Raw genomic sequence first — 23,550 nt, forward strand, 5'->3', positions numbered from 1 at the left:
AAACGGGGCGGCCGCGGGCCGCGAGGGGTGGATGTTACCGTTTTGACAGGTAATCATCGAGGAAGGATTCGAGTTTTCCGATCTCCTCGTCCAGGGATTTGGATGTCTTCAGGTTCGGAAGCGGTTCTTCGGCCGACGTGGTGGCTTCGCCCCCGCGCCCGGCGGTGGCCTGGGCCCAAAGCGCCGCCTGGTCCACCTCGCCCGCGGTGCCGTGCTGGCGCGAGGGCGCGGTCGTGGTCGCGTCGTTCCAGCGCAGGCAGGCGGCGGTGATGTTGTCGGAAGAGGAACCCATCTTGGATTCCGCCTCCAGCAACATGTCCACGAGCCCGTCCTCAAGATCCCCGCCGGACAGAAAGCTCTGGATCTCGTCCACGTCCATCGCCTCCCACAGGCCATCGGAGCAAAGCAGCAGGGTGTCACCCTTGTGCATCCGGGTCTCCCGCCCCAGGCGGATGGAGGGTTCATGCGGACCGCCGACGCATTTGAGCAGACGGCTCTTCTCCGGGTGGTCCTTCATCTCTTCTTCGCTGAGCACGCCCTCTTCGTGTAGCTTCTGCGTCACCGAGTGATCACGCGTGCGGGTTTTGACCTTTCCGTCGCGAAACAGATACAGGCGTGAATCCCCGACATGGGCCCAGTATGCGTAACCGTCCTGCACCAGTAGCAGCACGCAGGTGGTGCGCGGTTGAATCGGTGGTTTTTGGGCGCCCCCCATGGCATTGATGGCGTTGTGGGCCTGCAGGATGCTCAGCGCCAGGAAAGCGGATGGCTGTTCGATCACCGGCCGGCGGATGGACTGGAAGGAACGGATCGTGCGCTGTACCAGAAGCTCGGCCGCGAGTTCTCCGCCCTCGTGACCGCCGAGGCCATCCGCCAATACGACGAGGACGGAGTTGTCCCGTTCGGCATAGGCCGCGCGATCCTGATTGCCACTGCGGCCACCACGCAAGCTGTAGTCGGCGATCTGGTACTTCACAATTTTTTCCTACCGCTGAAGACGGGGCCAGTTTAGTCGTCCCGTCAGCTTCTCCCAAAAACCGGGTTCCTCCTCATCGATCCATTCCTGGTTGAGGAATTCCACCAGTTCGGAAACAGATTGTGGTCGCTGGGTCTGGTCCATGTGCAGGCACCAGTCCACGGAGTCCAGCAGGCGGCGCGAGTAACGACCGGCAAATCGTTTGGTCGCGGGTTTGAGTGTGTCCTTGTTCGCGCGGTCGGGGGAGCCCACGGGCGCCTTGCCTTCCATGCAGGCATAAATGGTCGCGCCGATGGCATACAGGTCCGTCCACGGACCGATGTGACCGTTGCGATGCTGTTCCAGCGGGGCGTAGCCCACCGTCAGGGTATTGGGGCCGGAGCGAAGGCGGCTGATCAGGGGCTGGCGCGCGGCGCCAAAGTCCAGCAGCAACGGCCGTCCACCGGCGCGGATGTAGATATTAGCCGGCTTGATGTCCAGGTGAAGCAGGCTGTTTTTGTGCAGTTCGGCGAGGCCGCCCAGGAGCTTCGGGAAGATCGTCATGATGAAGTGTTCGCTCAGCCGGCCGGAATTGCGTTTCACGTACCAGCGCAGGTCGTGACCCTTGTGGAAATCCATCACCATGTAGACCGTGTTGTTGGCGCGGAACACATCGCGTACCTTGACGATAAACGGGTGATCCACCTTGGCCAGGGCCGCGGCCTCATTAAAAAAGCGGCGGATACCTGCGGCTGCGGTGTCGGTGGTGTCCACCGAGACGTACTCGATGCTGGCGTCCTCGCGGCGTCGCGCCTGGTCCAACGGCAGGAATTCCTTGACCACGACTTTCTTGTGGCTATCGGTGTCGATCGCTTCATAGACCACGCTGAATCCGCCACCACCGATGGTGCGGTCAATGGTATAGCGATTCAGTTTGTGGCCTGGTCGCAGTGCGTGCTGCAGGCTCGATGATGCTGCCATATGTATCGAAATCCGGTTCGCGCGACGTGGTGCCTTCGGGAGGCGCCGCTGTAGTATTCCCGACCCCCGCTTCAAATCATAGTCCACGGGCGAACGCCCGTTCCAGCGGCGGGATTCCCGGCGCAAAACGGTATACCATCGGCCACCAGACGAACAACGGATTAACCCCATGATTCACAGCATGACGGCCTTCGGCCGGGCGCAGGCGGACACCGCCTGGGGTGCCCTGTCGTGGGAAATCCGATCGGTTAATCACCGGTTTCTGGAGATCGGCCTGCGACTGCCGGAGGAGCTGCGTGGGCAGGAAACGGAAATCCGCCAGCGCGTTGGCCGCCGCCTGCACCGGGGAAAGGTGGACTGCACGCTTCGCTTCTCCCGCACGGTGGATACCGGGAACGGGCTGGAGTTCGACGAGACCCGGCTCAGCGGGCTGTTGCGCGCGGCCTGGGATCTGCGCGAACGCGACGCCCAGCTCGAGCCCTTGCGCGTGTCCGAGGTGTTGCAGTGGCCTGGAGTCATGCGTACGCCGGAAATCGACGCCGAGGCGCTGGGCAAGGAGACCCTGACCTTGCTGGACCAGGCCCTGGCGGAACTGCTGGCGGCGCGCCTGCGCGAAGGGGAAGAACTGGCCCGGCTCATGGAGCAACGGTTGGCGGCGGCGGAGCAGATCGTGGCCGATACCCGCGCGGTCCTGCCGGAACTGACGGATGCCTATCGCCGGCGCCTGCAGGAACGCCTGGCCGAGATCCGGGGGGAACTGGATCCGGCACGGCTGGAGCAGGAGATCGTGCTGTTCGCGCACAAGACCGATGTGCACGAGGAGCTGGATCGGCTCGATGCCCATGTGGCCGAGGTACGGCGGGTGATTCGCGGGTCCGGGGCCGTCGGTCGCCGGCTGGATTTCCTCATGCAGGAACTCAATCGCGAAGCCAATACCCTGGGTTCGAAGGCTACGGATCTGCGCCTGACCAATGCCTCGGTGGAACTCAAGGTGCTGATCGAACAAATGCGCGAGCAGGTACAGAACGTTGAGTAGAAGAGGCAGGTGGTTCCGGAATTATGGCTGACGGTACCTTATATATACTCTCGGCCCCCTCGGGGGCGGGCAAGAGCTCACTGGCCAAGGCCCTGGTCGAATCCACGCCCGATGTAACGGTCTCGGTGTCCCACACCACCCGGGCGCCCCGCCCGGGCGAGGAAGACGGGGTGCATTACCATTTCGTCGACCGCGATACCTTTCAGGCCATGGTGGATCGGGGCGAATTCCTCGAGCATGCCAAGGTTTTCGACAATTTCTACGGTACGTCGCAGAAGGCGGTGCAGGACGAGCTCGACCGGGGCAAGGATGTGATCCTGGACATCGACTGGCAGGGGGCCCGCAACGTCAAGGCCCGGATGAACAAGGCGGTAGGCATCTTCATCCTTCCGCCGTCGCGGGAAGAGCTGCAGCGGCGCCTGCGTGGCCGTGGCCAGGACAGCGACGAGATCATCGCCCGGCGCATGCGTGATGCGATCTCGGAAATGAGTCATTTCGACGAATTCGACTACGTCATCGTCAACGACGATTTTGACGCCGCGCTCGGGGATTTGCAGTGCATTTTACGCGGGGAGCCGGAACAGCGACGGCCCCTGGCCCTGGATCCCCGGGATTTGCTGCGCTAGATCGCCCCGGGCGGTGGAAAAAGGATTACAACATCAGTAAGATAGCCGGCCCGCGTCGGCCCGGGGCGCGAAATTCGCCTCCCCGGGAAAAACCCGAGCTAAACTGGATCAGGAGTAGAGAAGCCCATGGCCCGTGTTACAGTTGAAGACTGTCTGGAGAATGTCGAGAATCGATTTCAGCTTGTGTTGGTGGCGGCGCGCCGTGCGCGGCAACTGGTAGGGGGAGCCGAACCCTGTGTCGAGCGGGAGAATGACAAACCGACCGTGCTGGCCCTGCGTGAGATCGCCGGCGGGTTTGTCACCAATGCGATCCTGGACGAAGCCGCGCAACAAACCGAGGCGGGACTAGATGTCGATGAAGACACCCTCAACGAACTCCGCGTCGCCCCTGACGACCTCGCCGGAGTCATCGGCGAAGCCATCCCCGAAAGCGAAGAAGCTCCGGAAGAAGGCGAATCGCAATCCGGCGAAGCCGAAGAGCCCTCGGAAGACTGATACCACTGCCTCCGGTCCCGACTGGCAGTCGAAGCGGCTGCTGGTCAGTGACCTGTGCGAGGTCCTCGAGACCTACCTGCCACCCGAAGCGGTCGCCAACGTCTACCGCGCCTACCTGTTCGGTGCCGAGGCCCACAAGGGCCAGATGCGCAAGAGCGGCGAGCCCTACATCCACCATCCCCTGGAAGTCGCCCACATCCTCGCGGGCATGCACCTCGACAGCCGCTCGCTGATGGCGGCGGTGCTGCACGATACGATCGAAGACACGGCGACGGCCAAGGACCAGATCGCGACCGAATTCGGCGACGATGTGGCAGAACTGGTGGACGCCGTCAGCAAGATCAGCCAGATGCGCTTCCGCACCAAGGAGGAAGAGCAGGCCGAGAATTTCCGCAAGATGCTGCTGGCCATGACGCGCGATATTCGCGTGATCATGATCAAGCTCGCCGACCGCTTACACAATCTGCGCACCATCGCTGCCCTGCCGCTGGTCAAGCGCCGCGGCATCGCGCGCGAGACTCTGGATATCTATGCCCCCATCGCAAATCGCCTGGGTGTTCGCCAGTGGGCAGCGGAACTGGAGGACCTTTCCTTCGAGGCCCTGTATCCACGGCGGTACCGTATCCTGTCGGCTGCGCTGCAAAAGCGGCATGGCAACCGCAAGGCGGTATTTGAGAAGATTCACGACGCGATGGTGAATCAACTCCAGCAGGAGGGGGTGCAGAGCGAGGTTACGGGTCGCGAGAAGAACGTCTACAGCATCTACAAGAAGATGAAGCAGAAGGGACTTCCCTTCGAACAGGTGCACGACATCTACGGCTTCCGCATCATCGTCGACAGTGTCGACAATTGCTATCGCACGCTGGGTATCGTGCACAATCTGTACAAGCCGATTCCCGGACGCTTCAAGGACTACATCGCCATCCCCAAGGCCAATGGCTACCAGTCCTTGCATACCGTGGTGTTCGGTCCCTTCGGTGTGCCCATCGAGATCCAGATTCGTACGCGCGACATGCATCGCGTGGCCGACGTCGGGGTCGCCTCCCACTGGCTGTACAAGAGCGGCGAGGAATCCAGCTCCAGTGCCCACGAAACCGCCCTGCGCTGGCTGAAGGATCTGCTCGACATCCAGCAGAAGGCGGGCAATCCGCGCGAATTCCTGGAACACCTGAAAGTCGACCTGTTCCCGGATGAGGTCTATGTCTTCACACCGCGGGGCGATATCAAGAAGCTGCCTCGGGGTGCCACCATCATCGACTTCGCCTACGACGTGCACACCGACATCGGCAATCGTTGTGCCGGCGCGCGCGTGAATCATGAGCTCGTGCCCTTGCGCCACGAGTTGCATAACGGCGATCACATCGAGATTCTTACTTCGGAATGGAGTCGGCCCAATCCCTCGTGGCTGGATTTCGTCATCACCGGCAAGGCGCGGGCGAACATCCGCAACTTCCTCAAGCAGCAGCAGCACGGCGAGGCCGCCCGCCTGGGTGCGCGTCTGCTCGATCGTGCCCTGGAAGGCATGCATACGAACATCGCCAATGTCGCTGCAGAACAGAAGCATATTCTGGTTCAGGAGCTGAAGTTGCCCGATTGGGATACCCTGCTCAGCGAGATCGGCCTGGGTAATCGGCAGGCGGCCCTGGTGGCGCGGCAACTCATTCCGGAGGCGGAAGAGAGTGCGGAAGGCCCGGGCAAGGGCCGGGTGCTGGCGATCCGCGGGACCGAGGGAGTGGTGGTGAATTTCGCCCGCTGTTGTCGACCGATCCCCGGTGATCCCATTCTGGGTTTTCTGTCCGCCGGCAAGGGTATTGTCGTGCATGCCGAGAACTGCCCCAACGTTGCCGAGTTCCGCAAACACCCGGAGCGCTGGATCGACGTACAGTGGGAGCCGGAAACCGAAGGTGTCTATCCGGTGAATGTCCGCATTGAGACCGCGAATCGCCGCGGTGTGCTGGCGGCCATCGCCTCCATTATCTCCGACCAGGAATCCAATATCGATTCCGTGTCCTTTGACGAGCGCGATGGCCAGTACACGACCATGAATTTCACCATCGAGGTGCGGAACCGCGCGCACCTGGCGCGCATCATGCGCGTGATTCGATCGAATGAAAGCGTGGTTCGCATCAACCGCGTCAAGGGATAGAACATCAGACTGGAGCTTGCATGAGCAGAAAGATCATTCAGACCGACAAGGCACCCAAGGCCATTGGCACCTATTCCCAGGCGGTGGCCTGCGGCACCACCGTGTATCTTTCGGGCCAGATTCCCCTGGACCCGGAATCCGGCGACCTGGTCGATGGCGATGTACGCGCACAGATTACGCGCGTGTTTGACAATCTGCAGGCGGTGGCGGAGGCCGCCGGTGGGGGATTGAACGATGTGGCCAAGCTGAATGTCTTTCTTACCGACCTGTCCCACTTCCCGCTGGTGAACGAGGTGATGGCTTCCTATTTCGCTGAGCCGTACCCGGCCCGTGCCGCCGTCGGTGTCGCCGCCTTGCCCAAAGGCGCGGCGGTGGAGATGGATGCCATCCTGGAACTTGGGTCCTGACCCCGCACTAGCCAGAACTCGTGCCGTCTTCGCGTGCCGGACATGGGTAGCGAAACCCGTCCCATTACCATACTGAAAGGCGTTGGACCGAACCTGGCGGCAAAGCTGGAGCGGCTGGGCTGGCACACGGTGCAGGATGTCCTGTTTCATCTCCCGTTCCGCTACGAGGATCGCACCCGCGTTACGCCCGTCGGTTCCCTGCGGCCGGGCCAGGCGGCGGTTGTTCTGGCAACGATCGAGGCGGCGGATGTGGCGTACCGGCGCCGGCGCATGTTGTTGTGCCAGATCTCCGACGGCACCGGGTCCCTCATCCTGCGTTTTTTCCATTTCAGTGGCGCACAGCAGAACAACCTGGCGCGCGGGCGGACCATTCGTTGCTACGGCGAAGTCCGGGCCGGGCCCAAGGGCCTCGAGATGGTGCATCCGGAATACGAATTCGTCGAGGCTACCGACACGCCGGTGACGGAATCCCATTTGACCCCGGTCTATCCCACGACCGAAGGCGTGCACCAGCTGACCGTGCGCAAATTCGTGGCCCAGGCGCTGGACCGCTTTCTCGACGGGGCGACCGAGTTGTTGCCGCAAGCCGTACTGGACGAGCTGGCGCTTCCGGATCTCAAAACCGCCTTGCGAACGGTACACCGTCCGCAAGATATGGAAGACCTCGCCTTGCTGGAGGCCGGCGATCACCCGGCGCAGCAACGCCTGGCCTTCGAGGAACTACTGGCTCACCACCTGAGTCTGCTCAAGCTGCGCGCCCGTACGCGCAGGCAATCGGCGCCGGCCATGACCCCGCCTGCGGACCGGGTCGCGGCCCTGCGCCAGTCGTTGCCGTTTCCCCTGACCGGGGCGCAGGAGCGGGTGGTCGGGGAAATCGCGGCCGACCTGTGTGCCGCGCACCCCATGCACCGGCTGGTGCAGGGCGATGTGGGTTCCGGCAAGACGGTGGTAGCGGCCCTGGCGGCGATGCAGGCCGTCGAGTCGAATTTCCAGGTGGCGATCATGGCCCCGACCGAATTGCTGGCGGAACAACACGCCGCGAATTTCCATCACTGGCTTGAGCCCCTGGACCTGCGGGTTGTGTCCCTGTCGGGAAAGCTGCGTGCACGCGAACGGCAGCATGCCCTGGAGGCCATCGGTACCGGGGCACCCGTGGTGGTTGGCACCCATGCCCTGTTCCAGCAGGGCGTCGAATTCGCTCATCTCGGTCTCGTCATTGTGGACGAGCAGCACCGCTTCGGCGTGCACCAGCGACTCGCCCTGCGCGAAAAGGGCAGTGTCGACGGCCGCGTGCCGCATCAGCTCATCATGACCGCGACCCCGATCCCGCGCACCCTGGCACAGACCGTGTATGCGGATCTCGACGTGTCCATCATCGACGAACTTCCACCCGGCCGTACGCCCGTGGAAACCGTGGCGGTTCCGGACAGTCGGCGTGCCGAAGTCGTGCAACGGGTGCGCGCCGCCGCCGGGGAAGGGCGGCAGGTGTACTGGATCTGTCCGCTGATCGAGGAATCCGAGACCCTGCAACTGCAAACGGCGACCGACACCGAGCTCGCCCTGCGCGAGGCCTTGCCGGCATTGCAGGTGTCCCTGGTGCATGGGCGGATGAAACCCGCGGACAAGGAAGCGGTGATGAGCCGGTTCAAGGCGCGCGAGATCGATGTACTGGTGGCGACAACGGTGATCGAGGTCGGGGTGGACGTGCCCAACGCAAGCCTCATGATCATCGAGAATTCCGAGCGCCTGGGTCTGTCACAGCTGCACCAGTTGCGCGGGCGCGTGGGTCGGAGCACGGTACAAAGCAGTTGCGTACTCCTGTACCAGTCGCCGCTGGGTGCTCTGGCCAAGCAGCGACTGGCGGCCATGCGGGAAACCAATGACGGATTCGAAATCGCCCGGCGCGATCTGGAGTTGCGCGGCCCGGGTGAACTGTTGGGCACTCGCCAGACCGGCGCACAGGCGTTTCACATTGCGGACATTGTTCGGGATCAGCGCCTGTTACCCCGGGTGCAGGCGGCGGCCAGGATTCTGCAGGAGCAGTACCCCGACCGTGTGGAACCCGTGATTCAGCGCTGGATCGCCCGGGCCGAGGAATATGCCCACGTATGACTTGGCATCGCGCCGTGGCTTTGGATAATACGCCCATGACAGCACTACCCCCCGCAGCAGGTCCGTTCCGCTATCATCCCGATCCCGTCTGGAAGCCCCGGGGGCGGATTCGTCAGGGCCAGTTGCCGGCGGACCTTCGGCCCTGGTTGCTGGACACCGCGTCCCTCACCCAGCGCGTCATCTCGATCTGCAGCGGTCAGTTCAGTGTCCGTGTATTGTCGCAACGCTGGACCCGGCCCATGCGCAACGAATGTCTGCGTCTCGGCATGCAGGCCGGTGGCCACGCCCTGGTGCGCCAGGTGGAGCTTCTGTGCAATGACGTCCCCCTGGTTTATGCGCGTACGGTCATTCCCCGTTCCACGCTGAGGGGCCGGGCGCAGCGCCTGGCGAAGCTCGGATCGCGGTCGCTCGGTGCCACCCTGTTCGCCGATCCCGCCATGCGTCGCAGCGAGCTGGAACTGGTTCGTCTGAGCAAGCGCGACGCCTTGTTCGCCCGTCTGGTGGATCTGGATCACGCCAAGGCGGACTGCCTGTGGGGCCGCCGATCGGTCTTCACCCTCTCGGGCAAACCCCTACTGGTGAGCGAAATCTTTTTGCCGGAGATCCGGGGAAAGCGCTTTTGAGCTGGACCGGGCGACTGGGGGACTATGCGCGCCTGATGCGCCTGCATCGGCCCATCGGGATCTTCCTGCTTTTGTGGCCGGCCCTGTGGGCCCTGTGGATCGCCGGCCACGGCCAGCCCGCCTGGCTGATCCTGGCTATCTTCGTTGCCGGCGTGGTGCTCATGCGCTCCGCCGGCTGCGTGATCAACGACTACGCGGATCGCGGCTTTGATCCCCACGTGGCGCGCACCCGGGACCGACCCCTGGCTACGGGCGCGGTCAGCACGCGCGAGGCCCTGGTTCTGTTTGTCGTCCTGTGCCTGATCGCTTTTGTGCTGGTACTGCAACTGAACCGCTTGACGATCGGTCTTTCATTCGTCGGTGCGTTTCTGGCGGCAAGCTATCCGTTCATGAAGCGCTATACCCATCTGCCGCAGTTCTATCTTGGGGCCGCCTTTGGTTGGGCCATTCCCATGGCCTTTGCCGCACAGACCGGCGCCGTGCCCATGGTGGCCTGGATCCTGTTCGCGGCGAACATCGCCTGGTCCGTGGCCTACGACACCATCTATGCCATGGTCGACCGCGATGACGATCTCAAGATCGGCGTGAAATCCACCGCCATTCTTTTCGGCTCGGGCGATCGCCTGATGGTGGGCGTGTTTCATCTCACCACCCTGGGGTTGCTGGCCTGGGTGGGGGCCCTGGCCGGTCGTGGCCTACCATACTATATAGGCCTCGCCGTCGCCGCGGGCCTGGCAATCCAGGAGCAGCGACTGATCGCGGAACGGGAACCGAAGGCGTGCTTCCGGGCTTTCCTGCATAATAACTGGCTCGGCGCAGCGGTCTACGCCGGACTGGTTGTCGACTACCTGGTGCGAGGATGATGAAACTATACGGATCTGAAACTTCTCCCTACGTACGCAAGGCACGAATCCTGATCAAGGAGAAAGGATTGCCGTGCGAGTGGATCAGGGAAGCGCCGGGGGATGTCGGGGCGCGCTTCGCCGAACTCAATCCCCTGGGCAAGGTACCGGTACTGGAACTCGATGACGGCATGGCCCTGTTCGATTCCCCGGTGATCGTGGAGTATCTGGACCGATTGCAGGGCGAGCCACTGATTCCCCTCGACGGTGAGGCCCGCTGGCAGGTGCAGAGGTTGCATGCACTTGCCGACGGTATCCTCGATGCCGTGGTCGCCCGGCTGATGGAGACGCGACGCCAGCCGATGCAGCAATCCCTGGAGGCTATGGAGAAACAGGAGCAAAAGATCGTCAACGCCCTGTTCCATATCGAGAAGCGGATTGACGAGAACAGCTACCTCGTCGGTGGGAAGTTTTCCATGGCCGATCTCGCGCTGGGCGTGGCGCTGCAATACATCGACTTCCGCTATCCCCATGACTGGCGTTCCCGTACGCCCCGTCTCGCCTACTGGCTCGCCGGCATCAGTACGCGACCGGCTTTCCCGGAGACCGAACCGCCAGGTATGGGACGCGTTCCGGACTCGGCACACTGAGTTTGTTCGGCGGCACATGACAGGCCCAGACCCACTTCGTTACGCCGTATTCGGAAACCCGGTTTCCCATTCCAAATCACCGCGCATCCACTCCCTGTTCGCGAAGCAGTTTGGAATTGAACTGGAGTACCTCGCCATTGAGGCGCCGCTGGACGATTTCGCCGGGGCAGTCCGGCGCTTCCGTGATAAAGGCGGGAACGGCTGCAATGTCACGGTTCCCTTCAAGCGCGAGGCCTGGGAGCTGGCCGACCGCCGCACCGGCCGCGCGGAACTGGCCGGTGCGGTGAATACCCTGCAGTTCGATGCCGACGGGACCATCCTCGGTGACAACACCGACGGGATCGGTCTGGTCCGGGACCTCACGGTTAATCTGGATACCCGGCTGTATGATCGCCGTCTGCTGGTGGTTGGCGCCGGGGGCGCGGTGCGGGGCATCCTCGGTCCGCTGCTGGAACAGGCGCCGCGGGAACTGGTTCTGGCCAATCGCACCGTCGCGCGGGCGGAGGAGCTTGCAGGGGTGTTCGCCGCCGTGGGACCGGTCCAGCCTTCCGCCCTTGACGCCCTGGCCGGACGAAGCTTCGATCTGGTTATCAACGGCACTGCCGCCAGTCTTGCCGGCGCTGTTCCGGAGCTGCCGGACGGGCTGTTTGCACCGGGGGCTCTGGCCTACGACCTGATGTACGCAGACGGATCCACCCCGTTTCTGGACTGGGCCGAGGAGCGTGGTGCAGCTCGACTCGCCGACGGCCTGGGTATGCTTGTCGAGCAGGCCGCGGAATCCTTCCTGCTTTGGCACGGTCAACGCCCGGACACCGGGCCGGTCATCCGCGAACTGCAGGGCCACTAAGGCCCCAATCCGCCGCTCGTCGCCGGTAATCTGCCGCATATCTGGAGTCCCCGGATTCCGGGAGAATCCCGGAGCATCGACTATATTTGGGTATGTCGGCCGGAGAAGAAGGTCATCAGGATGACCAACAAGAAACCTCTCCAGGCTCACAACGGACCGGGGGACCCCGTTGCATGAGTGCAGTAACCCAACAAGCCAGCGCTGGTAGCGCCCTTCCCGCGGCCTATCGGCTGGATGACTATGTCATCGACCGTGTCCTCGGGCACGGCGGCTTTGGTATTACCTATCTCGCGCGCGACACCAAGCTGAATGCGTGGGTCGCGATCAAGGAATACTTCCCCCGTGCCCTGGCAGCGCGCGATGCCAGTTTCACGATTACCCCGATCACCGAAGCCTCAACCGGCGGCGTCGACGACTACCGCTGGGGCCTGCAGGAGTTTCTCAAGGAGGCGCGTGCTCTCGCGCGGTTCAAGCACAACCACATCGTTCGCGTCCTTCGTGTCCTCGAGGCCAATGGAACGGCCTACATGGTCATGGAGTATGAGCAGGGGGAGAGTCTGGCCGAGACGCTCAAGCGCAGCGGCGGGTTCCTGAACGAAGCGAAGCTGATGCAGATATTCCTGCCCGTGCTGAGCGGACTGCAGGCAGTACACGATGCCGGTCTGCTGCATCTGGACATCAAGCCGGACAACATCTATCTGCGCCGTGACGGCCAGCCCATGCTGATTGATTTCGGGTCTGTGCGTCAGGTGAAGTCGGGTACCACCCGAACCGACAAGGTGGCGCTCACACCGGCCTACTCCGCCATCGAACAGTATCCGGGGCTGGGCGACACTGGCCCCTGGAGCGACATCTATTCCATCGGCGCGACACTGTACCGCTGCGTTACCGGAAAAGCGCCGGTGGATTCCCTGGCGCGCTACAAGGCGAAACAGACCAACCGGGTCGATCCCTACATCTCGGCAACGGAATTCGAGCGCCCGCTGTTTTCGCACCACATTCGCGAGTGCATCGATCTGGCGCTGGAACTGAATCCGGACGATCGTCCCCACAGCGCGGCGCAGCTGCAGAAAGGTCTCATGGGTCAGCGGATCACGGAGGAGGGGTCCCGCAAGGTCGTACGGCCTTCCGGCAACCTGAACTACGAGGCAATCCCGCAGCACCATCTGGACATTCAGCCGCGGCGCAGGCGTCGCACGCGCGGACGGCTTGAGAGCCTGTTCTTCACCAGCGTCCTGTCGGTGGCCGTGGCCGTGTTTGCCTTGCAGCTGATGGTCCGGTTCGGTGTGATGTCGCAGGATGATGTGTTTAACCGGGTCTCCTATCTTCGTGACGAAACCATGCGCGCCTCAAAGGCGAAAGTCGTCCAGCTGGACAAGATGCTGTACGACAAATGGCGCATCCACCTGTTGCCCCAGAGACAAGCCGTGCAAACGGCGAGCGCGGCTCCCGCGCCAATGGTTGCGAAAAAGAAGAAACTACCCTTCGCGACGGATCGAAATGTCGTCAAGGTCCTGGGTGGCCATCAGGGCGCGATCGAGTCCCTTGCGTTCCTCGGCACCAATACCCTGGCCGCGCTGGATAACCGCGGCGATGTCCGGATCTGGGACACCGTTAGCGGAAAGACCCTGAAACGGTTCCGCAATCGCGATGCCGGAACGATTGGAATTGCCGCCAGTGCCGACGGTCACTGGCTCGCACGCAGCCAGGGCGACAAGGTTATGTTGTGGGATGCAATCGCAGGCGAACCGGGTCCCACGCTGGACGGGTTCGCCGATACACCGAGCGCGATGGGTTTTACGCCCGATGGTACCCGTCTCGCGGTGATTGAGGGCAAGAAGTCGATCTCCGTGTGGACCCTGGCCGATCACAAGCTGGTCTATCGCATCGACCAGAAAGACGATGAGAAGCCGCACGACATTACCGCGGTTTCGTTCTCGCCCAATGGTCGCTTGTTCGCCACCGCCAATGACGATGGCAAGGTTACGATCTGGTCCGTGGGCAATGGCGCCGAACTCTCGGAGATCACGGCCCGCAAGGCCGGGAACAAGGTCGACGGTCTGCAGTATTCCACCGACGGTGCATGGCTGGCCACCAGCGGGCCCGACGGTTTCCTGAAACTGTACGACTCCGATGCCGATCCCCATGACAAGTTGCTGAGCGATCTGCCGGCCGATGTGGATACCATCGCCTTCAGTCACGATCGGCGCTGGGTCCTGACCGGCGGCGACACCAAGACCATCCAGCTCTGGAATATTGACAAGGCGAAGTTGGCCAAGGAGTGGCCCGCGGGCGACAAGCAGGTCAGTGCGCTGGCGATCTCTCCCGACGACAAGCTTGTCGCCTCCGGCGGTGCGGACGGAAAGATCCGGATCTGGAACTGAGCCTGGCCCCGCCCAAATCGCCACATATTATCCCGGTTTGCAAAAACGCCCGGACCGTGTTTTCGTGTGCACCGGTCACGGGGAAATAGCGTGAAAGAAAAACCGTCACTGGAAACGACCCGCGCGGAAAATGATGCGCGCTGGTCCGGGCGACTGGATGAAGTCCGCGCCGGGGAGCTGTTGACGGCGCTGGACCCCTTCGCCAAGGCCTATCTCGGCCTGTTTCTGGCCATCGACCGAACCCTTTCCCCCGAGCGGCGCGTGCAGGAGATCGCCGGACCGGAACTGGCGCAGGCGGCGCTGCAGGGCATGGCCGCAACGGTGCGTCGCGGTGGGCTGCCCACACCCGCTGAAATCGGTGCCGCGCGAATCCGCCGCGAAGAGCTTCCGGAATCCTATGTGGTACTGGCTGGTGCCAATATGATCGCCGCCGCGTCGCCCGATGAACTGTTACAACTCCCTGCCGATACCCTGGCCGCGATCCTGTGTCTGCATTATGCGAATGCATCGGAGCACGATGCCCCGTGGGTATCACGTCTGGTGCATGAACACCAGCCGGTGGCGGCGCCGGCGCTGCGGGACTTCTGGCTGGAACTGGTGCGCGGTGACCAGGATTTTCTCCCGGGTTTCGAGCAGGTGCTCAAGGAAGCCGATCTCAACCGGGTGCTGGCGGAGACTGTGGTTCCGTTGTTGCGCGAGTGGAACCGGTGCACCGATGCCGTATTGAAGGACCTGCTGCACGCGGCCATGTGTTGCGCGGACCATTACGAACTCCTGGAAGTGGTAGAAGACCATTTGCGCAGCGAGCCGGTCACCCGGGTACGCCGGCGCGTATACTGGCTGGCGGCCGCGTTCCTGATGGAACCCCAGAAATACGGTAAGGATCTGCTGGATATTATTGGCCGCACGCGGGAGAAGGTGATGCGTCTGCTGGACTTCGCCTATCCCATGTTGCAACGGGGCTTCGTCCGTTTGCCTCCCATGGAGCTCGCGCACCTGATCCGCATCATTGCACCCGTCATTCGCCCACACCAGGATTCGCGCGATCGCGACGACGACAATATGCCCAAGGTGTTGTGGCTCATCGACACCCTGGGGCATGACCGGAATACCGAAGCCGCCGACGCTATCGAATGGCTGCAGGGAGTGCGCGTGATGGGTGTATACGAAGACGCACTCGTACAGGCCGCGAACGCTCAGCGCGAAACATCAGGACATGCTTGATCCGCTTTCCGCTCCAGAGCGGATACCCTGCCGTCCCTGAGGCCGGGGATCAGGGAAGTTTCTTGAAGAAGCGACCGCTGCGGGGCAGGTAGTGGTTGTTCGGATTCCACGACACGATGACCGCGGTGGCATGACCCATGATGAGCTTGCGATCCACCAGGCCGAAGTAGCGCGAGTCGGCGCTGTTGTCGCGGTTGTCCCCCAGTCCCAGGTACTTGCCGGCCGGGACCTGGATCGGCGGGAAGTTGCTCTCGGTCGACCCGCCCCGCATCACCATCACCGGGTGATTTGATGCACCCAGCTTCTCGGTTTCGAAACGGTGGCTGGCGCGCGCCCGTTCGCTGAGGGCCGCCGCGTACCGGGGATCCAGCGGCTTGTAGCTGAGCGCCTTGTCGTTGATGAAAAGGACATTGTTGCGCATGGCCACGGTATCGCCGGGAACGCCGACCACGCGTTTCACCAGGCGCTCGCCGGTGAGCGAAGAACTGATAATTACGATCTGCCCGCGCTTGGGCGCGCCCCAGGTCGCCAGGTGGATACTGGTGAATGGGACCTTGAGGTCGTAGGCCAGCCGGTTCACGAAGATGATATCGCCCTCCAGGATGGTGGGCTTCATGGAGCCGGTGGGCACATTGTTCCAGTCCGCGATGGCGGAACGGGCGCCAAAGATCACGACAGCCAGCACGGCGATGTCGCGCAGCCATTTGAGCCAGGGGATTATCCGGGCCCGCATTTCATCATTTATTTTCATCCTTCCTCGAGATATTCGTCTTTCAGATCGCAATAGTGTTGTGCCGAGTATTCGAACCAACGCATCTCGGCATCGTTAAGGGGCCGGACTCTCTTCGCCGGCGCGCCCAGATAGAGATAGCCGCTCTCCAGTTCCTTGCCCTCGGTGACCAGGCTGCCGGCCCCGAGGAATACATGGGGTCGCAGGATGGCCCCGTCCAGAATGGTGGAGCCAATACCGATCAGGCAGCGATCCTCGATGGTGCAGCCATGGACGGTTACGTTGTGGCCGACGGTGACCTCGTCGCCGATGTGCACGGCCCAGCCGTCCGGCACTTCCTTGTAACCGTGGGTGACATGTACCACGGTGCCGTCCTGGATGTTCGAACGCTTGCCGATGCGGATGGAATTCACGTCGCCACGTACCACGGCCCCGGGCCAGACGGAACTGTGTTCGCCGATGACGACGTCCCCGATGACCGCGGCCTCGGGGGCAACGTATACCCCGTCACCGAGTTCCGGCATCTGCTTGCGATAGGGACGAACCGCCATGCCTACCTCAGGGTCACCAGTTCTTCCGCCGCCGTCGGGTGGATGGCAACGGTGTTGTCGAAATCCTTCTTGAGCGCACCCATTTTCACCGCAACGGCGAAGCCCTGGATGATTTCATCGGCGGCGTAGCCAATGACATGACAACCGACAATCTTCTCCTGGCTTCCCGCGGTCACCAGTTTGACCACGGTCGCCGGCCGGCGTTCGCCGAGTGAGTACAGCGTGTTGCTGAAGCGCGATTGATAGACATTGATACCGTCTTCCCCGTATTGCGCCCGCGCCTCGTCCTCGCTCAGGCCCACGGTGCCGATCGGCGGGTGGCTGAACACGACGCTGGGGATGTTCTCGTAGTCCAGCTTTGCCTGCACCTGGTTGTCGAACAGGCGGTCAGCCAGCCGGCGCCCGGCGGCGATGGCCACCGGCGTTAGCGCGACCCTGCCGGTGATGTCGCCGACCGCGTATACGTTGTGGATGTTTGTGTTCTGGTACTCATCGGTGATGATGTAGTCGTTGTCGTCCGTCTGCACGCCGGCGTTTTCCAGACCGAGACTGCCCAGGTTCGGTTCGCGCCCGATGCACCAGATGACGCTGTCGAAACCCGTCAGGTCTTCGCCGCTGCCGCTGGCGAGATTGATGCCGCCGTCCTTGCCCGGTTCCAGTGCCTCCAGTTCGATGCAGGTCAGGACGTTGACCCCGGCGAACTGCATTTCCTCCATCAGGGTTTCGCGCAGGGCGGCGTCGAAACTGCGCAGGAAGGTCTCGCCGCGAAGCAACAGCGTGACACGCGAACCCAGGGCGTTGAGCAGGCCGGCGAACTCCACGGCGATATAGCCCGAACCGATGATGGCGACATGTTTTGGTTGCTGTTCGAGTTCGAAAAAGCCGTCGCTGGTGATGCCGAGCTCGGCACCCGGAAGAGGGGGGACCATGGGTCGGCCACCGACCGCAATCATTACATGCTCACCGCTGATGGTTTCGCCGTTGACGATGACGCTGTTGTGGCTATGGAACTGTGCGAAGCCGTGGATGAAGTCCACACCCGAGATCTCCAGGTTCCGCTTGTAGATCCCGTTGAGGCGTGTGACGTAGGCATCGCGCGCCTGTTTCAGTTGTGACCAGTCGAAGGATTTGCGTTCGATGTCGAAGCCGTAGTCGGCCGCAAGCTCGAGCGTGTCGGCGACCCCGGCCGCGTTCCACATGACCTTCTTCGGTATGCAGCCCACGTTCACACAGGTGCCACCCAGGACACCCTTCTCCACCAATGCCACCTTGGCGCCGTAGGACGCGGCCCGACGGGCCGCGGCAATGCCGCCGCTGCCGCCGCCAATGACGAGGAAATCATAGTGTCGCGACATGGTCTTTGTCGTTCTCTATTTCGACTCGAGCGCGTCAGTGTATCAGAACTGTCCGCCGCCGCCCTGCCACTGCAATGGTGGCTCCAGCAGCAGCGCCTGCTGCTCGCGCAGGGTCAGGACCTGTTCCTCCCAGTACCGGTCGCTGCCGAACCAGGGAAAGGCGATGGGGAAAGCGGGGTCGGACCAGCGTTGCGCCAGCCAGGCGCTGTAGTGCAACAGACGCAGGGTGCGCAGGGATTCGACCAGTTGCAGTTCACGTACGTCAAAATTGCAGAAAGCGGTATAACCTTCGAGCAGGATGCCGAGCTGGCGTTCCTGTTCCTCGCGCTCGCCGGAAAGCAGCATCCACAGGTCCTGCACTGCGGGACCCGTACGGCAGTCGTCGAAGTCGACGATGTGGGGCCCGCTGTCGGTCCACAGCAGGTTGCTCAGGTGGCAGTCCCCGTGCAGCCGGATGTCCTGTACGGAACCGGCCTCTTCATAGCGTTGCGTGACGAGGGACAGCAACTGCTCGCCCAATGACCGGTAGGCCTCGACCAGGTGGGGCGGGATCGCTTCGTGTCCCATCAGGTAGCGTACGGGTTCGCTGCCGAAGGACTCGACCGTAAGCCGCGGCCGGTGGCGGAAGGGGCGGGCCCGGCCGAGGGCGTGCAGGCGCCCCAGGTAGCGCCCGAGTACGCGGTAATGCTCGTCCGTATTGAGCTCCGCCACCCGTCCGGGTTGCCAGGGGAACAAGGTGTAGCGGAAACCCGCGTGGCGATGCAGAGTCTGGTTTTTCTCATCCACCAGAGGCGCCACCGCCGGGATTTCGTGCTCGCGCAATTCGGCAGCAAATCCGTGTTCTTCCAGGATCTGCTCATCGCTCCAGCGCCCGGGGCGGTAGAACTTGGCCGCCAGTGGCGGCCCGTCTTCCACCCCGATACGGTAGACACGGTTCTCGTAGCTGTTCAGGGCCAGCAGTTCCCCGGTACAGCGGAATCCCTGCTGTTCTACCGCGTCCAGGATCACCTCCGGCAACAAGGCATCGTAGGGATGGGTAGTCTGGCTCACGGCGCGTCTCTTGTGGTTCGGGTTCGAGGGCGTTTAGTCTTGCAGCGGTATTGTGACAGACGAAGATGGACGAACCTATGGCTGCTACCGATTCAAGGGAAAACCCGCTGCTGGACCTTTCCGGGCCGCCGCGTTTCAGCGCCATCCGGCCGGAACACGTGACTCCCGCCCTGGACGCGGTGCTGGCCGAGGCCGGTGCCTTGCGCGAGCGTCTGCTGGACGCCGGACCGCCCTGGACCTGGGACCGTTTCGTGCAGCCGCTGGAGGACATGAACGAGCGCGTGCATCGGGTATGGTCCCCGGTTTCGCATCTCAACTCGGTGTGCAACAGCGAGGAACTGCGCCAGGTGTACCAGGCGGGCCTTCTCCGCTTAAGCGAATACGCTACCGACCTGGCCCAGGACGAGCGTATCTACGAGGCCTACCGCGCCATCGCCGACGGTCCCGAGTACGAGCGCCTGGAGACGGCACAGAAAAAGATCATCGACAACACGCTGCGCGATTTTCGGCTCGCCGGCGCGGACCTGGAACCGGACGCCAAGCAACGGTTCAAGCAGGTGCAGCAGGAACTTGCCACCTTGGGCAGCGAGTTCCAGAACCATGTGCTCGATGCCACCGGTGCCTGGGACCTGCGCCTGCAGTTGGAGGAAGAGGTGGCCGGTTTGCCGGATTCGGCGCTGGAAGACGCGCGTCGTGCGGCCGGGTCCGTTGGTATCGAGGGTTGGCGCTTCACCCTGGACGGGCCCTCGTACCAGGCCTTTGTAACCTACGCGGATCGGCGCGATCTTCGCCGACGGATGTACGAGGCTTACGTCTGCCGCGCCAGCGACCAGGGACCCACGGCTGGCCAGTGGGACAACGGACCGTTGATCGCGCGCATGTTGACCTTGCGCCACGAAACCGCGGACCTGTTGGGCTACGCGAACTTTGGCGAGTATTCCCTTGCCAGCAAGATGGCGCGTAACGTGGAAGAGGTGCTGGAGTTTCTCGAGGACCTGGCACAGCGTTCGAAGCCGGCGGCACAGACAGAATTCGATACGCTCCAGGCTTTTGCCCGCGAGCGCGATGGCATTGATGCCTTGCAGGCCTGGGACGTGGCCTACTACTCGGAAAAGCTGCGCGAACAGAAGTTCGCGATCTCTCGTGAGGCGCTGCGTTCGTACTTTCCCGTGCCGCAGGTCCTCGATGGTCTGTTTGCCATCCTCGACCGACTGTACGGCATGCGCGTGCGCCCGGTGGAGGACGCCGAGACCTGGCACCCGGATGTGCAGGTTCATGAAATCGAAGACGAAGATGGCAAGCTTCGCGGTCGCTTCTACCTCGATCTGTATGCGCGCACGAACAAGCGTAGCGGGGCCTGGATGGATGACTGCATTGCGCGCAAGCGGCTCGGACAGGGTGTCCAGCTGCCGGTCGCCTTTCTCGTATGCAACTTTTCGGCCCCGCCCCCCGGGCGCCCGGCGCTCCTGGCCCACGACGAGGTCACGACCCTGTTTCACGAATTCGGCCATGGCCTGCACCACCTGCTCACCCGCGTGGACTACGTGAGCGTGTCGGGCATCAATGGCGTCGCCTGGGACGCGGTCGAACTGCCCAGCCAGTTCATGGAGAACTGGTGTTGGGAGCGGGAGGCGCTGGATCTGATCGGGCGCCACGTGGATACCGGTGAACCCATTCCCGACGAGTTGTTCGGGCGCATGCGCGCCTCACGAAATTTTCACGCCGCCATGCAGATGGTACGGCAACTGGAGTTCGCGCTGTTCGACATGCGGCTCCACAGTGAATTCGATCCCGCGGGCATGGACACGGTACAGGACCTGTACGACCGCGTGCGGGCGCAGGTGGCGGTGGTTCCCGCGCCGGCCTTCAGCCGGTTCCAGAACGGTTTCATGCATATCTTTTCTGGCGGATACGCCGCGGGCTACTACAGTTACAAGTGGGCCGAGGTGCTGTCAGCCGACGCCTTCAGCCGCTTTGAGGAAAACGGTATCTTTGATCGTCGCACGGGCCTGGAGTTTTTGCAGGCCGTGCTGGAGCAGGGCGGTTCGCGGGACGCAATGGAGCTTTTCATCGAATTCCGTGGCAGGGAACCGCGTATCGATGCGCTTTTGCGGCACGCCGGACTCGCCGCCTGAACCGGACCGGAGGACGAAATGAAGCGGAGTTTCATGGTGTTGGTCCTGGCCCTGTTGGCCGGTGTGGCGCACGCGGAAACCGTGTACATCACCGATCAGCTGTACGTCAGTCTGCGTCCGGCCCAGAACAACGACGGACCGCCGATCAAAACGGAACGGACCGGCACTGCCCTGCAGGTCCTGGGTCGGGACAATGGCTTCGTGCAGGTAAAAGACCCATCGGGCGACCAGGGCTGGATCGCGGATCGGTATCTCACCTCCGAACCGCCGGCTCGGGTGAAGTTGGACGGGCTTGCCCTGAAACTCGACGAGATGCAGGCCCAGCTGGTCAAGGCCGAATCCGCGCGCAAGGCGGCGGAAGCCGAGGTGCAGCAGGTGAAACAGGCACAGGCTACGGCGATGTCTCCGGAGACGAAAAGCACGATCGTCTGGCTGTTGGTCGCGTTTGCTATGCTTGTAGTCGGGTTTGTCGCCGGCGTGATCTGGCTGCGCGAGGTCAACCGGAAAAAACTGGGCGGGATGTATCTGAGGATCTGACCATGAAACGATTCGCAACAACGCTTCTGCTGTTTGCCGGTCTATGCACGGTTCTGCCCGCCGGCGCGGCGCGGATGTACAAGATCACCGACGAAAACGGCAACGTGACCTACACGACCCGCCCACCCAGCGCCACCGAAGGCGCGCAGGTGGAGACCACCAACATCAGTGGGGGCGAAGGCTTCGAGAGTGACTCCGCGAAGATGGACGAGATCGCGCGCGATCATCCAGTGACCTTGTATGTAGTGGCCGCCTGCGCAGGCTGCGATCTCGCGCGCAGTTACCTCAACAAGCACCACATTCCGTTCACCTCCAGGGATGTAAACAAGGACCCGAAGGCCAGGGACGAATTGAAGAAGGTCGCCGGTTCCCTCAGCGTCCCGACCATCACCATCGGCGACAAGGTGTTGAACGGGTACCTTGAGTCCGTCCTGGAGCAGGAGCTGGCGGCAGTCGGCTACCCCGTGGGCAAGAATGCGCCCGCGGTCGCGCCGGCCGGAGGCGAGGAGGGAGAGGCGAACGCCGATCAGATTACGGGCGAGGAAGGCGCAGGTACCGCAGAGGAATCTGGCGGAGAACAATAGGCAATCCGGCGCCATCGATGGCGCCGGGCCTGGTGCACCAGCCGGGTCAACAGGCAATATCCCTGAATGAAGATCGTCAGCTGGAACGTCAATTCGCTGCGCGTGCGCCTCCAGCACGTCCTCGACTGGCTCGAGGAAAATCGCCCCGACGTGTTGTGTCTGCAGGAGACCAAGGTCCAGGACGAGAACTTCCCCACCGCCGAGTTGCAGGAGGCCGGCTACCATTCCGTCGCTAGTGGCCAGCGCACCTATAACGGCGTGGCTATCCTCAGCCGCAAGAAGCCGGACGATGTGCTGACGGAATTCGGGAACGTCGACACCGAGCAAAAACGCACGATCGCGGCCAGTTTCGGTTCGGTGCGCGTGGTCAATGTCTATGTCCCCAACGGTTCCGAAGTCGGTTCGGAAAAGTTTGCCTACAAGCTTGGCTGGCTCGCGGGGCTGGAGGAATTCCTGGCCGAGGAAATGAGGCGCTATCCCCGGCTGGTGATCGTGGGAGATTTCAACATCGCTCCCGAGGACCGGGATGTGTACGACCCCGTGGCCTGGAAGGGTGCGGTGCTGTGCAGCGAGCCGGAGCGCGCGGCCCTGCGCGACATCATGACGCTGGGTCTGGACGATGTGTTTCGCAAGTTCGAGCAGGAAGCCGCCAGTTTCTCATGGTGGGATTATCGTGCCGCCGGCTTCCGACGGAACAATGGCCTGCGCATCGATCTGGTCCTGGCCAGCGCGGACATGGCGAAACGGTGTTCGGCGTGTTACGTGGACAAGGCGCCGCGGGCCCTCGAACGACCATCGGATCATGCGCCCGTGGTCGCCGAGTTTCATGACTCCTGACTACTGCGTGAATCCGTATACGTCCCGCAAATAGCTACCCAGACCGGCATAGTCCCGGGTCTGTGCCGGGATCAGCCGCTTGTTCTTCTTGCTGAAGCGATTGAAGAAGCGTTCCAGGGGCAGTTTCGCCTCCGGCGCCAGCAGCGCATCGACGATCTTCTTGCGGACCGCTGCGGGGATTCGCTTGCTCGCGGAGAAGCCCTGGTTCGTCAGCCCGCGGCTGGTCCAGATCACTCGCCCGGCCTTCTTATGGGCCTTTTGCAGCTTGAAGAACATCTTGTCCCTCATGACGCCAGCCATACAACCGCCGTCCATCACCCTGGAGGTAAATACTCAATATATCGGATGTTCCTGGGCCAAAATTTGACAACTATTTGAATTTCATATGAAAAGTTCAATTTTTTGCTTTAAATGGTAGACACTAATAAATGATTTATCACTTG

The 23,550-nt window shown here is 62.6% G+C and carries 22 protein-coding genes and 1 pseudogene; 16 read left to right on the forward strand and 7 right to left on the reverse strand.

The genetic code is table 11. The features are described from left to right. Nucleotides 1–34: 34 nt before the first annotated feature. Nucleotides 35–976, reverse strand: coding sequence for a protein phosphatase 2C domain-containing protein (locus P8X48_02205; protein ID MEJ2106127.1), 942 nt, complete (start codon nt 974–976; stop codon nt 35–37). Nucleotides 977–985: 9 nt separating this feature from the next. Then, nucleotides 986–1,936: a serine/threonine-protein kinase gene (locus tag P8X48_02210; GenBank protein ID MEJ2106128.1), complete on the reverse strand. Its 951-nt coding sequence runs from the start codon at nt 1,934–1,936 to the stop codon at nt 986–988. A gap of 169 nt (nt 1,937–2,105) precedes the next feature. Between P8X48_02210 and P8X48_02215 the strand changes: the two genes are divergently transcribed. The 12 genes and pseudogenes from P8X48_02215 to P8X48_02270 all read left to right on the forward strand — a co-directional run bounded on the left by P8X48_02215 (nt 2,106) and on the right by P8X48_02270 (nt 15,328). Next, nucleotides 2,106–2,972, forward strand: coding sequence for a YicC family protein (locus P8X48_02215; GenBank protein ID MEJ2106129.1), 867 nt, complete (start codon nt 2,106–2,108; stop codon nt 2,970–2,972). Nucleotides 2,973–2,995: 23 nt separating this feature from the next. After that, nucleotides 2,996–3,598 carry a guanylate kinase gene (gene gmk, locus P8X48_02220; GenBank protein MEJ2106130.1) on the forward strand — a complete coding sequence of 201 codons (603 nt, stop codon included), beginning with the start codon at nt 2,996–2,998 and terminating at the stop codon, nt 3,596–3,598. Nucleotides 3,599–3,724: 126 nt separating this feature from the next. Further along, nucleotides 3,725–3,916, forward strand: a pseudogene (gene rpoZ, locus P8X48_02225) (DNA-directed RNA polymerase subunit omega). 31 nt (nt 3,917–3,947) lie between these two features. After that, on the forward strand, nt 3,948–6,239 hold the full coding sequence (locus tag P8X48_02230) for a bifunctional (p)ppGpp synthetase/guanosine-3',5'-bis(diphosphate) 3'-pyrophosphohydrolase (protein MEJ2106131.1): 2,292 nt from the start codon (nt 3,948–3,950) through the stop codon (nt 6,237–6,239). A gap of 20 nt (nt 6,240–6,259) precedes the next feature. Next, nucleotides 6,260–6,646, forward strand: coding sequence for a RidA family protein (locus tag P8X48_02235; GenBank protein ID MEJ2106132.1), 387 nt, complete (start codon nt 6,260–6,262; stop codon nt 6,644–6,646). A 42-nt stretch (nt 6,647–6,688) separates the two neighbouring features. Then, entirely contained in the window at nt 6,689–8,758 is a 2,070-nt protein-coding gene (gene recG / locus P8X48_02240) for an ATP-dependent DNA helicase RecG (protein MEJ2106133.1), read from the forward strand. A 35-nt stretch (nt 8,759–8,793) separates the two neighbouring features. After that, the gene (locus P8X48_02245) at nt 8,794–9,381 is read left to right on the forward strand and encodes a chorismate lyase (GenBank protein MEJ2106134.1); all 588 of its coding nucleotides are present in this window, start codon (nt 8,794–8,796) and stop codon (nt 9,379–9,381) included. Then, nucleotides 9,378–10,244, forward strand: a complete 867-nt coding sequence (gene ubiA, locus P8X48_02250) for a 4-hydroxybenzoate octaprenyltransferase (protein ID MEJ2106135.1) — start codon at nt 9,378–9,380, stop codon at nt 10,242–10,244. Before P8X48_02245 ends, ubiA begins: the two co-directional genes overlap by 4 nt. Next, complete coding sequence (locus P8X48_02255; GenBank protein MEJ2106136.1) at nt 10,244–10,873, forward strand: glutathione S-transferase N-terminal domain-containing protein; 630 nt, start codon at nt 10,244–10,246, stop codon at nt 10,871–10,873. The genes ubiA and P8X48_02255 overlap by 1 nt, the downstream gene beginning before the upstream one ends. Nucleotides 10,874–10,889: 16 nt before the next feature. Continuing rightward, the gene (aroE, locus tag P8X48_02260; GenBank protein ID MEJ2106137.1) at nt 10,890–11,720 is read left to right on the forward strand and encodes a shikimate dehydrogenase; all 831 of its coding nucleotides are present in this window, start codon (nt 10,890–10,892) and stop codon (nt 11,718–11,720) included. Between the two features lie 173 nt (nt 11,721–11,893). Next, on the forward strand, nt 11,894–14,104 hold the full coding sequence (locus P8X48_02265; GenBank protein ID MEJ2106138.1) for a serine/threonine protein kinase: 2,211 nt from the start codon (nt 11,894–11,896) through the stop codon (nt 14,102–14,104). A gap of 90 nt (nt 14,105–14,194) precedes the next feature. After that, nucleotides 14,195–15,328: a hypothetical protein gene (locus tag P8X48_02270; protein ID MEJ2106139.1), complete on the forward strand. Its 1,134-nt coding sequence runs from the start codon at nt 14,195–14,197 to the stop codon at nt 15,326–15,328. 49 nt (nt 15,329–15,377) lie between these two features. Here the strand turns inward: P8X48_02270 and lepB are convergent, their stop codons facing one another. Genes lepB through P8X48_02290 form a run of 4 tightly spaced genes read right to left on the reverse strand, consistent with a single transcriptional unit; the run spans nt 15,378 to nt 19,014 of the window. Beyond that, nucleotides 15,378–16,079, reverse strand: a complete 702-nt coding sequence (gene lepB, locus P8X48_02275) for a signal peptidase I (GenBank protein ID MEJ2106140.1) — start codon at nt 16,077–16,079, stop codon at nt 15,378–15,380. Beyond that, entirely contained in the window at nt 16,076–16,609 is a 534-nt protein-coding gene (locus P8X48_02280; protein ID MEJ2106141.1) for a gamma carbonic anhydrase family protein, read from the reverse strand. The genes lepB and P8X48_02280 overlap by 4 nt, the downstream gene beginning before the upstream one ends. Nucleotides 16,610–16,611: 2 nt before the next feature. Then, entirely contained in the window at nt 16,612–17,964 is a 1,353-nt protein-coding gene (gene gorA / locus P8X48_02285) for a glutathione-disulfide reductase (GenBank protein ID MEJ2106142.1), read from the reverse strand. Between the two features lie 42 nt (nt 17,965–18,006). Continuing rightward, on the reverse strand, nt 18,007–19,014 hold the full coding sequence (locus P8X48_02290; protein ID MEJ2106143.1) for a serine/threonine protein kinase: 1,008 nt from the start codon (nt 19,012–19,014) through the stop codon (nt 18,007–18,009). Between the two features lie 77 nt (nt 19,015–19,091). Between P8X48_02290 and P8X48_02295 the strand changes: the two genes are divergently transcribed. The 4 genes from P8X48_02295 to xth all read left to right on the forward strand — a co-directional run bounded on the left by P8X48_02295 (nt 19,092) and on the right by xth (nt 23,107). After that, entirely contained in the window at nt 19,092–21,149 is a 2,058-nt protein-coding gene (locus P8X48_02295; protein MEJ2106144.1) for a M3 family metallopeptidase, read from the forward strand. Between the two features lie 18 nt (nt 21,150–21,167). Next, nucleotides 21,168–21,686 carry a TIGR04211 family SH3 domain-containing protein gene (locus P8X48_02300; protein ID MEJ2106145.1) on the forward strand — a complete coding sequence of 173 codons (519 nt, stop codon included), beginning with the start codon at nt 21,168–21,170 and terminating at the stop codon, nt 21,684–21,686. Between the two features lie 2 nt (nt 21,687–21,688). Beyond that, the gene (locus tag P8X48_02305) at nt 21,689–22,270 is read left to right on the forward strand and encodes a glutaredoxin family protein (protein MEJ2106146.1); all 582 of its coding nucleotides are present in this window, start codon (nt 21,689–21,691) and stop codon (nt 22,268–22,270) included. 66 nt (nt 22,271–22,336) lie between these two features. Continuing rightward, entirely contained in the window at nt 22,337–23,107 is a 771-nt protein-coding gene (gene xth / locus P8X48_02310) for an exodeoxyribonuclease III (protein ID MEJ2106147.1), read from the forward strand. Here the strand turns inward: xth and P8X48_02315 are convergent, their stop codons facing one another. Continuing rightward, on the reverse strand, nt 23,108–23,422 hold the full coding sequence (locus P8X48_02315) for a PhnD/SsuA/transferrin family substrate-binding protein (protein MEJ2106148.1): 315 nt from the start codon (nt 23,420–23,422) through the stop codon (nt 23,108–23,110). It abuts the gene before it with no gap. Nucleotides 23,423–23,550 lie beyond the last annotated feature (128 nt).

It is taken from the genome of Acidiferrobacteraceae bacterium (assembly GCA_037388825.1).
GTDB lineage: Bacteria > Pseudomonadota > Gammaproteobacteria > Acidiferrobacterales > JAJDNE01 > JARRJV01.